The sequence below is a fragment of the Rhizobacter sp. P2_D12 genome, assembly GCF_056404395.1.
The window spans coordinates 1-12,128 of sequence record NZ_JBFUEB010000144.1; the positions used below are offsets into that span (position 1 = coordinate 1).

11 protein-coding genes and 1 pseudogene are annotated in these 12,128 nt (G+C 71.0%); 4 read left to right on the forward strand and 8 right to left on the reverse strand.

Annotated features, from left to right (window positions below):
- Both AC1DYN_RS29095 and AC1DYN_RS29100 read left to right on the forward strand, forming a co-directional pair.
- Positions 1 to 517: pseudogene (locus tag AC1DYN_RS29095) on the forward strand (hypothetical protein); the annotation flags it as partial.
- A 55-nt stretch (positions 518 to 572) separates the two neighbouring features.
- A complete protein-coding gene (locus AC1DYN_RS29100; protein WP_477965671.1) occupies positions 573 to 2,396 on the forward strand; it encodes a GGDEF domain-containing protein in 1,824 nt (607 codons plus the stop codon).
- 23 nt (positions 2,397 to 2,419) lie between these two features.
- On the opposite strand, the gene AC1DYN_RS29105 is transcribed toward AC1DYN_RS29100, so the two are convergent.
- Positions 2,420 to 4,567, reverse strand: coding sequence for an ATP-binding protein (locus tag AC1DYN_RS29105; protein ID WP_477965673.1), 2,148 nt, complete (start codon positions 4,565 to 4,567; stop codon positions 2,420 to 2,422).
- Between the two features lie 200 nt (positions 4,568 to 4,767).
- Here AC1DYN_RS29105 and AC1DYN_RS29110 point away from each other — a divergent pair, with 200 nt between their 5' ends.
- The gene (locus tag AC1DYN_RS29110; protein ID WP_477965675.1) at positions 4,768 to 6,009 is read left to right on the forward strand and encodes a cyclic di-GMP phosphodiesterase; all 1,242 of its coding nucleotides are present in this window, start codon (positions 4,768 to 4,770) and stop codon (positions 6,007 to 6,009) included.
- 24 nt (positions 6,010 to 6,033) lie between these two features.
- On the opposite strand, the gene AC1DYN_RS29115 is transcribed toward AC1DYN_RS29110, so the two are convergent.
- Positions 6,034 to 6,924 carry an extracellular catalytic domain type 1 short-chain-length polyhydroxyalkanoate depolymerase gene (locus AC1DYN_RS29115; protein ID WP_477965677.1) on the reverse strand — a complete coding sequence of 297 codons (891 nt, stop codon included), beginning with the start codon at positions 6,922 to 6,924 and terminating at the stop codon, positions 6,034 to 6,036.
- A 161-nt stretch (positions 6,925 to 7,085) separates the two neighbouring features.
- Here AC1DYN_RS29115 and AC1DYN_RS29120 point away from each other — a divergent pair, with 161 nt between their 5' ends.
- The gene (locus AC1DYN_RS29120; protein ID WP_477965679.1) at positions 7,086 to 7,595 is read left to right on the forward strand and encodes a DUF3455 domain-containing protein; all 510 of its coding nucleotides are present in this window, start codon (positions 7,086 to 7,088) and stop codon (positions 7,593 to 7,595) included.
- Here the strand turns inward: AC1DYN_RS29120 and AC1DYN_RS29125 are convergent.
- The 6 genes from AC1DYN_RS29125 to AC1DYN_RS29150 form a co-directional block, all read right to left on the reverse strand.
- Positions 7,574 to 8,959, reverse strand: coding sequence for a sensor histidine kinase (locus tag AC1DYN_RS29125; protein ID WP_477965681.1), 1,386 nt, complete (start codon positions 8,957 to 8,959; stop codon positions 7,574 to 7,576). The genes AC1DYN_RS29120 and AC1DYN_RS29125 overlap by 22 nt on opposite strands.
- Positions 8,925 to 9,608: a response regulator transcription factor gene (locus tag AC1DYN_RS29130; protein ID WP_477965683.1), complete on the reverse strand. Its 684-nt coding sequence runs from the start codon at positions 9,606 to 9,608 to the stop codon at positions 8,925 to 8,927. Before AC1DYN_RS29130 ends, AC1DYN_RS29125 begins: the two co-directional genes overlap by 35 nt.
- A 17-nt stretch (positions 9,609 to 9,625) precedes the next feature.
- Positions 9,626 to 10,348, reverse strand: a complete 723-nt coding sequence (locus AC1DYN_RS29135; protein ID WP_477965685.1) for a MipA/OmpV family protein — start codon at positions 10,346 to 10,348, stop codon at positions 9,626 to 9,628.
- A 146-nt stretch (positions 10,349 to 10,494) separates the two neighbouring features.
- Positions 10,495 to 10,896, reverse strand: a complete 402-nt coding sequence (locus AC1DYN_RS29140; protein ID WP_477965687.1) for a type II toxin-antitoxin system VapC family toxin — start codon at positions 10,894 to 10,896, stop codon at positions 10,495 to 10,497.
- Between the two features lie 9 nt (positions 10,897 to 10,905).
- Positions 10,906 to 11,196 (reverse strand): AbrB/MazE/SpoVT family DNA-binding domain-containing protein, encoded by a 291-nt coding sequence (locus AC1DYN_RS29145; protein ID WP_477965689.1) that lies wholly within the window; start codon positions 11,194 to 11,196, stop codon positions 10,906 to 10,908.
- 85 nt (positions 11,197 to 11,281) lie between these two features.
- Positions 11,282 to 12,128: DUF2145 domain-containing protein (locus AC1DYN_RS29150; protein ID WP_477965691.1), on the reverse strand; the 847-nt coding region annotated here is incomplete at its 5' end.

The window sequence follows — 12,128 nt, forward strand, 5'->3', positions numbered from 1 at the left end:
GCGATGGAGCGCCTGGCTGGCCGGCGGCGCCAGCGCCTTCGCGACCGCGCTGCTGGCCGTGGGCCTGCACCTGGCCCTCGCCCCCGACGACGGCCGGCGGCTGCAGGACGAGGCCGTCGCGAGCCATGTGCGGGCCTCGTTGTCGCAGCGCAGCATCGACGTCGCGTCGTCCGACCAGCACACCGTCAAGCCCTGGCTGTCGGCGCGGCTGGACTACTCGCCGCCGGTGCAGCACCCGCAGGCGGCCGGCGCGGTGCTGGTGGGCGGGCGCGTCGACGCGCTGGCCGGCCGGCCGGTCGCGGTGCTGGTCTACCGGCTGCGCCAGCACGAGGTCGACGTGTTCGTCTGGCCGGCCGGCGACCGCCCGCCGCCCGCCGTCGCCGCGGCGCAACGCGGCTTCAACCTGGCCGGCAGCACCGGCGACGGCATGGCCTGGCTCGCGGTCTCCGACGTGAACGCCGGCGAGCTGTCGCGCCTGGTGCGGGTGCTGGCCGGCACCGACGGCGCAGCGCGCTGAGCGCCCCACCGGCGAGGGATGCGATCGTCATCGAAAGCACCGACAATCGCGGGCGATGAAGCCGCCGTCCCCCCGTCCCCAGACCTCCAGCGCGCTGGCCACCGCCCGGCGCGCGTGGCGGCTGCTGTACAGCGATTCGCGCCGCTGCATCGCGCTGGCCGACCAGGCGCTGGCGCGCGCGCAGGCGAACGGCGACCTGGCCGCCGAGGGCCGGGCCCGGCTGGTGCGCGGGCTGCACCTGATCTGGTATTCGACGCCGCTGGAAGCCGCCGGCGAGCTGGCCGAGGCCGACCGCTGCTTCGACGCCGTGCAAGACCGGGCTGGCCACCTGCTGGCCGAGGTCGGCATCGCGCGCTGCCTGTGGCGCGAGGGCAAGTACCGCGAGTCGCTGGAACGCGTGCTGCCGCTGCGCGCCGAGGGGCTGGCGGTGCTGAAGCACGACGAGCTGGGCATGCTGCTGAACGTGATCGCCGGCTGCTATGCGTCGCTCGGCCAGTCGGAGCAGGCCTTCGCCTACATGTTCCAGGCGCTGCATGAATCGCGCCCGGCGCGCGGCAACGGCTTCGAGGTGGTGCTGTACTGCAACCTGGCGCACGAGCTGATCCAGCTGGGCGACCACCACCAGGCGCTCAGCTACGTCGAGGAAGGCATTGCACGCTACGCCAAGCTCGACAACCCGCGGCTGCTGAGCGTGCTGCTGATCAACCGGGTGATCTGCCTGACCAACCTCGAGCGCGCCGCCGAGGCGGTGGCCGACGTGCGCCGCCTGCTGGAGCTGCCCACCGACGCGAGCGGGCGCGGCAGCACCAACCCGAACTTCGAGACCATGGCGATCGCCGCGCTGCGTGCCGGCGAGACCGACCTGGGCGCTGCGCTCATCGAACGCGCGTCGCAGGACAAGACCGGCATCAAGGTGCCGGACGAGCGCATCACGCTGGTCGTTGCCACCGCCGAGGTGATGGCCGCGCGCGACCTGCTGCCGCAAGCCGCGGCGCTGCTCGCGCAGGCGCAGCCGGCGGTGCTGAACGCGGCGGCCGAAGGCCTGAGCCTGCGCGTGCGCTGCCTGTTCCACCAGGCGATGGCCGACATCCACGAGCGCCTGGGCCATGCCGGGCAGGCGCTGGCCTCGCTGCGCATCTGGCAGGCGCTGCACGTCGAGCGTTCGCAGCTGGCGTCGCGGGCGCGCTACCAGGCGGCCTCGCTGCAGACCGAGCTGCGCCGGCTGCAGCAGAACCTGGACGAGATCGATGCGCGGCGCCGCTCCACCGAGCGCGCGAAGGCCGAGCTGGAAGCGATCAACCAGCAGCTGTCGCAGAAGATCGACGAGGTCGAGGCGCTGCAGGCCGAGCTGCGCCAGCAGGCCACGCGCGACTTCCTGACCGGGCTCTTCAACCGCCGCCACCTGAACGACGTGCTGCCGCAGATGCTGGCGCTGGCGCGCCGCGAGCAGCAGCCGCTGGCGGCGGCCATCATCGACCTGGACCACTTCAAGACGGTGAACGACCGCCACGGCCACGTGGCCGGCGACAAGCTGCTGGCCGCGTTCGGCGCGCTGCTGCTGGCGCAGGGACGGCGCAGCGACACCGCGTTCCGCTTCGGCGGCGAGGAGTTCTGCCTGCTGATGCCGCGCACCGACGCCGAATCGGCGCAGCGCAAGGTCGAGGGGCTGCTGCGCGCGTGGCGCGAGGAGGTCTTCCACTTCGACACCGGCACGCTGCGCGGCAACACCTTCTCGGCCGGCGTGGCCGATTCGCTGGCCGACCCGGCGGCGATGGAAGAGCTGCTGAAGACCGCGGACGACCGGCTGCTCGAGGCCAAGCGCAGCGGGCGCAACCAGGTGCTGGCGGCAGACCTGCCTGCCGACACGGTCGAGGCCTGAACGCGCGGGCACCTCAGGCGTCCTCAGGCGCCTGACAGCACCCGCCGCACCAGCCGCATCAGCTCTTCCAGCGTGTTCTGCTTGCGCATCAGGCTGCGCACGCCGGCGGCCGCGGCCTCCTGCTGCAGGTCTTCCGAGATGTAGCCCGAGCTGATCACCACCGGCAGGTCGGCGCGGACCTCGCGCAGCGCGCGTGCGACGTCCAAGCCCGAGAACACCGGCATGTTGAAGTCGGTGATCACCAGGTCGAAGGCCAGCGGCTGGGCGGCGATCGCCGCCACCGCCTCGCGCCCGTCGCGGAACGAGCTGACGCGGTAGCCGCCTTGCTGCAGCAGCCGCTCCACCATCAGCACGATGACCTCGTCGTCGTCGACGTAGGCCACGTGCTGGCCGGCCCCTTGCAAGGCACCGGGGGCCGTGGCCGGCGGCGGGGGCTCCTGCAGCGGCGCCGGGTCGGTGACCGGGAAGTAGAGGTGCATCGTCGTGCCCTGCCCGGGCGCGCTGTCGACGCGGATCGCGCCATGGTGCGCCGCGACGATGCCGTGCACCACCGACAGCCCGAGGCCGGTGCCCTGGCCGGTCGGCTTGGTGGTGAAGAACGGCTCGAAGATGCGCGCCTGCGTGGCGGCGTCCATGCCGACGCCGTTGTCCCGCACCCACAGGTGGGCGTAGCGCCCGGCCGGCAGCGGGCCCGCCGACCGCGTGGCGGCTTCGTCCTCGTCGACCGCGAACGGCTCCAGCCCGACCTGGATGCGCCCCGGCCGGCCCTGCAGCGCATGCCAGGCGTTGGTGCACAGGTTCATCAGCACCTGCTGGACCTGCGTGCCGTCGGCATCGGCATGCAGGCCCTCGTGCGCCAGCACGGTCTCCAGCTCGACGGCGGCCGGCAGCGTCGAGCGCAGCAGGCGCACCGATTCCTCGACCAGCGGCTGCAGCGGCTGGTTCACCAGCGCCTGCGGCTGGCGGCGGCCGAAGGCCAGGATCTGCTGCACCAGGTCGCGTGCGCGCAGGCTCGCCTTGTGGATCTGCTCCAGGCTCTTCTGCGCCGGGTGGCCGGCGCCGGTGTCCTCGCGCGCCAGCGCGACGTTGCCGAGGATGGCGGCGAGGATGTTGTTGAAATCGTGCGCAATGCCGCCGGCCAGCGTGCCGATCGACTCCATGCGCTGCGACTCGCGCAGCTGCGCCTCGAGCGAGCGGCGCTCGCGGTCGCTGCGCCACAGGCGGCTCATCACCATCGCGAGCACCAGGTTCAGCAGCAGCCAGGCCACGCCGGTCAGCATCGCCAGGCGGCGCCAGGCTTCGAGGATGTCGTCGAGGCTGAGCGCCACGGTCAGGAAGAACGGATAGCCCTTGACGACGATGGTGCCCGAGATGCGGCGCACGCCGTCGGTGAAGGCGACGTACTCGTTGACCGATTCCTGCTGGCCCGACCTGACCGCCAGCAGGATCTGGTGGGTCGCCGGCATCGGCTTGTTGACCTCGGCATCGATCTGCGGCCAGCGCAGCACCAGTTCGCCCGCGTCGGTGCGGCGCAGGAACACCGCGCCGTTGCGGCCGATGTCGAGCTTGCGGAACTGCTGCTGGAAGAAGCTCAGGTCCAGCGGCGCCAGCGCGGCACCGTAGAAGCGGCCGCGCGCGTCGCGCAGCGGGCGCGTCATCACCATGGTCGGGCGGCGGCTGACGCGGCCGGTGACCACCTCGGAGAACAGCAGGTCGGCCTGCGGATCGCGGCGGTAGGTGAGGAAGAACGAACGGTCGGCGTAGTTGGCGGCGGGCGTCGTGCCCGACGACGACACGTAGCGCTGGTCGCCCTGGGCGTCGATGATGCGCAGCGCGATCAGCTCGTCGAAATCGCGCAGCATCGAATCGAGCTCGCCGTTCAGGCGCTGCGCATGCGCCAGCTCGCCGCGCGGCACCAGCGCCTCGACCGGCGTCACCTGGGTCAGCGCGCGCAGCACCGCATCGGTGCGGCGGAAGGTGGCGTCCATGCGCACTTCGAGCGTGCGGGCGTAGTTGAGCGCGGTGACCTGGGCACCCTGGATMGCGTCCTCGCGCGCGGTCCACAGCAGCCAGGCGATCAGCGCCGTGGCGCCCAGCGCCGCGCCGATCAGCAGCGCGACGAACTTGCCGCGCTGCGGCAAGGCGGCGTGCGCCGGGAGGGGTTGGGCCATGGCATGGCTTGTAGCCCGGCGGCGCGGACTGCGCAATCGGGGACGTCGGCAGCGTGGCGGACGCCGGGAGCCCTTCAAGCCCGACCGGTTTCATCCGATAAGCCGGGGACGGACGCTGGCAACGGCCATCGCGTACCGCCGGGTGCGACATTCCGCACACCAGGACACGACACGACCCCGTCCCGGAAGAGAGATCGAGCGTGATCAAGAAGATCGCCGTTGGGCAACTGAGGCTGGGCATGCACGTCCACGAGTTCTGCGGCTCGTGGATGGACCATCCGTTCTGGCGTTCGAAGTTCACGTTGAAGACACAGGCCGATTTCCAGCGCATCGCCTGCGGCGGCGTGAAGGAACTCTGGATCGACACCCGCAAGGGCCTGGACGTCGAGGGCCCCGCCAGCAACCACCCGCCGGCCGTCACGCCGGAAGCGGTGGCCGACGAGGTCGAACGCGAGCTGGAATTCGTCGCGTCGATGCCGATGGCGTTCGACGACTTCGACCGCGGCGACGCCGCGATGGCCAAGGCGGCGGCGCTGTACAGACGCTCGGTGCCGAAGATCGCGTCGATGTTCGGCGAGGCGCGCCTGGGCAAGGCGGTCGACGCCGGCCAGTGCGAGGAGCTGGTCGAGGAGATCTCCGAATCGGTGCTGCGCAACCCCGGCGCGCTGATCAGCGTCGCGCGGCTCAAGCGGGCCGACGAATACACCTACATGCACTCCGTCGCGGTGTGCGCGCTGATGGTGTCGCTGGGCCGCCAGCTCGGCCTGAAGGGCGAGCAGCTGAAGAAGGCCGGCCTGGCCGGCATGCTGCACGACCTGGGCAAGGCGGTGATGCCGCTGGAGGTGCTCAACAAGCCGGGCAAGCTGACCGATGCCGAGTTCGACGTGATGAAGAGCCACCCCGAGCGCGGCCACGAGATGCTGCTCGAAGGCGGCTCGGCCGGCGCGGTGGTGCTCGACGTCTGCCTGCACCACCACGAGAAGGTCGACGGCAGCGGCTACCCGCACCAGCTGGCCGGCGACCAGATCAGCCTGTTCGCGAAGATGGGCGCGGTCTGCGACGTCTACGACGCGATCACCTCGGTGCGGCCCTACAAGACCGGCTGGGACCCGGGCGAGGCGCTGCGCCGCATGGCCCAGTGGAAAGGCCATTTCGAGCCGCGCGTGTTCCAGGCCTTCGTCAAGACGGTGGGCATCTACCCGGTCGGCTCGCTGCTGCGGCTGCAGTCGGGCAAGCTGGCGGTGGTCACCGCGCAGAACGCGCAGAACCTGCTGCAGCCGAAGGTGAAGGCCTTCTTCAGCACCAAGTCGAACATGCGCATCGAGCCGATCGAGCTCGACCTCGGCAGCGTCTATTGCCAGGACAAGGTGGCCCGCTGCGAATCGCCGGACGACTGGAAGTTCAAGGACCTGGACATCCTCGCGGGCGTGCTGCGGCCGTGACGGCCCCGGGTCGACCCCGCCCGCTCAGGGCCGGTTGAAAAAATCCCACATCAACACATTGGCCGAGATCGCCTGCGACGGCGGTTCGGCCGCGCGCGCCTTCTGCCCGCCGGGCCACGAATGGCCCCCGGTCTCGGTGGTGCACAGTTCCAGCTTCGCACCCCCGGCGCATGACGGATACGCCTCGCAGCTCGCCCCCGGCCGCTGCAGCACGCGGGCCGGCGGGCCGGTGCAGGCATCCAGCCGCGCCCACTTGGCGACGGTGTCGGCCACGCCGGTGAACTCGCCCGTCGCGGCGCGCAGCCGCGTGTTGCTGCTGAAGCCGCCGGCGAACGGCACCATCGGGTCGTTGCGCGCATGGAGGTGCAGCACCGACACCGGCCGCGCCGGCCGGCACGTGCGCGTGTTGTCGGTGCCGGCGACCGGCGCGATGGCCTTGAAGACATCGGATGCGTCGCAGGCGAGGCGGTAGGCCATCATCGCGCCGTTCGACATGCCGGTCGCGAAGATGCGCTCGCGGTCGACCTTCAGCTGCTGCTGCAGGTTGGCGACCACCTGGCGGATGAAGCCGACGTCGTCGATCTCGCGGTCGCGCGCCGGCCCGCAGCAGCTGCCGGCATTCCAGGTGGCGAACGTGCCGCTGCGCAGCCGGCTGTAGCCGTTCGGGAACACCAGCAGCACGCCTTCGCGCTCGGACAGGGAGACCAGGCCGTAGTTCGCGTCGTCGGCCTGGTAATCCATGCTGCCGCCGCCGCCGTGCAGCGCGACCAGCAGCGGCGCGGGCCGGGACAGGTCCAGCCCGCGCGGCACGTGCACCCGGTAGCGGCGCTCGATGCCGTCATGCCGGATCGTGTAGCGGTAGTCGCCCGCCGCGTCGATGCGCGCCTGCGGGTCTGCCTGCTGTGCCAGGCACATGCTGTTGCAGACGAGAAGCCCCAGGGCCCCGAGGAGACCGGTCAACCGGCGCATAGTCTCACCTTCGCTGAAATTTCCGGACCCAGCTTACGGCCTCGCCGCCGGCGCCCGCCGCCGGGTTCGCGACGTTTCGTTTCATTCTCGTCATGGGAGAAGACCCGATGCTCAAGCTGATCCCCTTGCTCGGTGCCATCGCACTGGCCGCCTGCGCCACCAAGACCGAATCGGTGGCCGTGCCGGCCAGCCTGGCGCCCACCGGCGAACGCGCCGTGGAGCGCCTGGCCGCGCGCGGCGTGCAGATCTACGAATGCCGGGCCAAGTCCGGCGGCGGCACCGAATGGGTGTTCACCGCGCCCGAGGCCGACCTGTTCGATGCCGCCGGCGCACCGGCCGGCCGCCACTACGCCGGCCCGCGCTGGGAGGCGGCCGACGGCAGCCGCATCGTCGGCACCGTGAAGGCCCGCGCCGATGCGCCGCTGGCCGGCGCGATCCCGTGGTTGCTGCTGACGGCGCGTTCCGACGGCGCCCCGGGCCGCTTCTCGAAGATCACCAGCGTGCAGCGCGTCAACACCGCCGGCGGCGCGGCCCCCGCAGCCGGTTGCGATGCGGCGACGCTCGGCCGCACCGAACGCGTGCCCTACAGCGCCGACTACATCCTGCTGGCCCCCTGAACGAACGAGAGCCTGAACTCGGCCCCCGGCGACGCGTTGCGCGCCGCCAGCGTCCAGCCATGGGCCTGCGCGATCTCGCGGCAGATCGACAGGCCCAGCCCCGCGCCCTGGTGCGCCGCATCGTTGCCGCGCCAGAAGCGCTGGAACAGCAGCGGCAGTTCGCTCGCGGCGATGCCCGGCCCGTGGTCGCGCACGCTCAGGCCTTGCGCGTCGACCGCCAGCGTCACCACCGCGCCCGGCGGTGAATGCAGGATCGCGTTCTCGGCCAGGTTCTTCACCAGGATGAACAGCGCCCCGGCATCGGCCTGCAGCCGCACCGCCGCACCGGGCGGCTGCATCGCGAGCGCCACCTCGTGCCGGCCGGCCAGGCGCTCCAGCTGGACCGCGGCATCGGCCACCGCCTGCGTCACGTCGGTGGTCTCGAAGATGTAGTTCTGCGCCTCGCTGACCTCGGCCAGGTGCAGCAGCTGGTGCACCTGGCGCGCCATGAAATCCAGGTCCTTCAGCAGCAGGTCGCGGCGGCCGGCATCGCGCTCGTCGAGCTCGATCTCGGCGCGGATCAGCGCCAGCGGCGTCTTCAACTCGTGCGCCGCCGCGGCGAGGAACTCCTGCTGCACGCGGTAGCCCTTCTCGAGCCGCGCCAGCGCCTGGTTGAAGGCATCGATCAGCGGCGACAGCTCGCTCGGCAGGCGGGTACCGTCGAGCCGCGCCCGCAGGTTGTGCGGGCCGATGCCCGCCGCCGCGGCCGACGCGGCACGCAGCGGCCGCAGCAGCCGGCGCAGCATCAGCACCACCACGCCGCAGAAGACCAGCACCGCCAGCACCGCCGCGGCGATGCCGCCCTTCACGAAGATGCCGCCGCCGACGCGGCGCAACACGATCTCCAGCCGGTCGCTGCGCGCCACCTGGATCACGTCGCCGCGGCCGGCGCGCGGGATCGGCCGGTTCAGGATCTGCAGCGTGACCTCGGTCGTCGGCACGGTGGTGATGCCTTCCACCGCGCCCACCGRCTGCGCCGCGAGCACCTGGGCGGCCGAGCCGTCGCCGCGCGCCAGCAGGACCTGGCCTTGCGCATCCACCACGCGGTAGCCGAAGTCCTTGGGCAGGCCGTCGACCATCGCACGGTACTTCTCGTTCAGTTGCAACTCCACCGGCTGGCCCTGCGCGTCGTAGCGCAGGTGCGACTCGATGTAGCTGGCGGTTTCGTCCAGCCCGCGCCGCGTCACGTCGGGGGACTCCCACAGCATCAGCGCCGTCAGCCCCGCGATCGCCAGCAGCATCACGGCCAGCAGCGCGCCGATCGACACCAGCAGCAGCTGGGCCGCCAGGCTAGCCGGCAGCCGGATCGCGAAGCGCATAGCCATGTCCCCTCACGTTGACGATCTGCAGTGTCGAGCCGATCGCCGGCAGCTTCTTGCGCAGCCGGTGCAGCGCGACGTCGAGCGCGTTCGGCGTCACCGCTTCGTCCAGGCCCCAGGCGGCGCGCTCCATCGCCGTGCGCCGCACGGTCTGGCCGGCCGCGCGCACCAGGCTCAGCATGATCTGCAACTCGGCCGGCGGCAAGGTCACCGATTCGCCGGCGCAGTGCATGCAGCCGGCCTCGGGGCGCAGCTGCAGGTCGCCGAAGACCGGGGCCAGGCTTTGCAGCTCGGCCGGGCGGCGCATCAGCGCGCGCACGCGGGCCACCAGCTCTTCCATCGCGAAGGGCTTGGCCAGGTAGTCGTCGGCACCGGCTTCGAGGCCGGTGACGCGGTCGTGCAGCGCATCGCGCGCCGTCAGCATCAGGCAGGGCAGCCGGTGGCCGGCCGCGCGCAAGCGGCGCACCAGGTCCAGCCCGTCGCCGTCGGGCAGGCCGCGGTCGACGATCAGCGCGGCGTAGCCGGCCTCGGACAGCGCATGCCACGCCGGCTCGATGCGCTCGAAGCTGTCCACCTCGATGCCGGCGGCCGACAAGGCCTTGCCGACCAGGGCGGCCAGGCGGGCGTGGTCTTCGACCAGCACGACACGGTTCATCGGCGACGCGGCGGAGTTCAGAAGCGGTAAAGGTAACCCAGCCGGACGGCCGGCAGCGTGCGGCGGTCGACCAGCGGGCTGTCCTTGATGCCGGAGCCGAGGGCGGTGGCACTGACGTCGAGGAACACGCCCTGCTGCCGGTCGATGCCGTAGCTGGTGCGCAGGCCGACCTCGGCATTGGTCGTCGCCTTGCCCTCGTAGGCGGGACGGCCGGCGACGGCTTCGCCCGGCAGCACGCCGTAGTAGTAGTCGACGTACTTGGCATCGAGCCAGTGCGCGACGATGCGCGGCGAGAGCATCACGCGGCCGAAGCGGAAGTCGCGCTCGATGCCCAGGCGCACCTGGGTGCCCTTGCTGTACGACGAGGCATCGCCGGCCACCTCGGCCGACAGCTTGGCGATGTCGGTGTGCCAGGTGGCGGTGCCGCCCAGCCAGACGCTGGCCTTGCGATCGGCCATGCCGCTGAAGATGGCCGAGTCGTCGGACTCGTAGCCGTCGTTCAGCGCATAGCGGGCGCGCAGCGTGAACGACACCGGCCCGGCCTCGGGCAGCTTCAGGTCGACGCCGGTGCCCAGCACCTTGACCCAGCTGTTCTCGAAGCTGATCAGCGGCAGCACGCGGGTCTTGTCGTCGTCGCCGACATAGGGTTGGCGCTGCCATCCGACGGCCAGGCCGAGGCCCCAACCGGAGGGGGGCGGCGCGGCGTCCTGGGCATGGATCAAAGGAGCGGTCGCAGACATGGCAACGAACAGCAGCACACGAGACTGGAAGCTTGGAAGCATGGTGGAACTCATCAGTGAAGATGGCCGATCGTCCAGTGAAAGGGCTTACCAGCGACTTACCGGACATGCCTGGAAAGACATGCCGCCCGATCGGTTGCTTCTCGTCACATTGAAAGTGCCTGAGCGCCGGTCAGCCGCGCACACCGTCGATCGAACGTCATGAGAGGTCCATGCGCCGCGGCGTGGGCCATCGAGATGTGCAGGCCATCTGCGAAGTCGGCCTTGAGGCTGATGACCATGTCGAGAGCAGCCTCGACCTCGCGCTCATGCTCGATCACGAGCGAAGCGTTGTTCAGCAGCGCAGTGAGCGCCGCAACCAGGGGCGCACGGCGAATCTGGAAGACCGAACGCAACACCCACTCGATCTCGAGCACGACGGTGATCGAGATGAAGAACGTCTCACCGCTCTGCTGCGCGTCCTGAAGCAGCCGGTCAACGGCGCTCGCCTGCCGCGGCTCGTCTCGGGTGAGGATGCGCACGAGCACATTGGTGTCCAGCGCCCGCACTCCCGCCCCTCATTTCCTCTTCGCCGGCTTGCCGCTGCTTGCGGGCAGCAGCTTTCCCGCTTTGCTCGACACCATCTCCCCGGTGCGCTGGTCGCGCGTCAGGACGCCGCGCAAGTCTCTCAAGTCGCCGGACTTCTGGCGCAGGATGACGCGGCCGTCAGGCAAAGGCGTAAAACTGATGTCGGCCCCAGGCTTGATGCCGGCAGCTCTGCGGACGTCGGCCGGAATGGTGACCTGATTCCTGGATGAAACCGTCGACCAGTGGCCGGATGGCTTCGGCTTCGCGGTTGTCTTGTTCATGGGGCAAGTGTAGGGGCCCGCAACCGTTCGGATGCGTGTCCAAATGACCTCTGAAACTTCGAGCTCGCGCTGGCATCCGCAGCGTTCAATCGAATGCGATCACCGCGTCGCCAGGCCCTGCCTGGCAGCCGGCGCCCAGCGGTGCCCAACCCCGGTGCACGACGATGTGCTTGTCGTCGTGGCACAGCTCCACGCGTTCGGCCTGGGGCACGTGCTGGTGCACGAAGGCCTCGATGGTGGACGGCAGGCTGATGCGCAGCTGCATCGCGTAGAGATCGTCGCGCGGGTGGTCGGACACGTGGATCAGCGGCACGAACTGCGCCGCGAACATCAGCGCATGCGAGTCGATGGCGACCGGCGCCGGCGCGTAACCCTGCGCCTGCAGCCAGCGCTGCGCCTCGTCGCGCGCCGGGCGCGACGCATCGAGCCGGCCCCAGGCGGCGGCGAGCAGCTCCATCACCCACTGGTTGCAGTTCTGGTAGCGCGTGCTGAAGACGTAGGCGTTCGCGCTGTAGTCGGCAGCCAGCAGGTCGAGCGCGAGCCGCGGGTCGAGCGAGGTGCGCGCCAGCGCCGCGCCCTCGGACTCGGGCAGCAGCACGATCGACGCGTGGTCGAGCACCGGGTCGTCGGAGCCGAGCAGGAAGCCCGCCATGCCCTGGTCGAACAGCCGCGAACGCGACTCGTCGCAGGCGTAGTAGAGCTGGCGCACCGACCACGGCCCGTTCGGGCTCGCCTTCAGGCTGATGCCGGCATGCGAGTAGCGGATGCCGAAGCGGCTCAGGTCCATGCCGGCGCGGGAGATCAGCGCCACGCTGCGGCCGGATCGCTCGAGCTCCTGCTTGACGACGGCGGCGAAACGCAGCACCCGGTCCTGCCGGGCGGCTTCGAGGCCGGCGGGCCGGTCGCAGAAGCGGCCGGCCGCGGAACTGGCC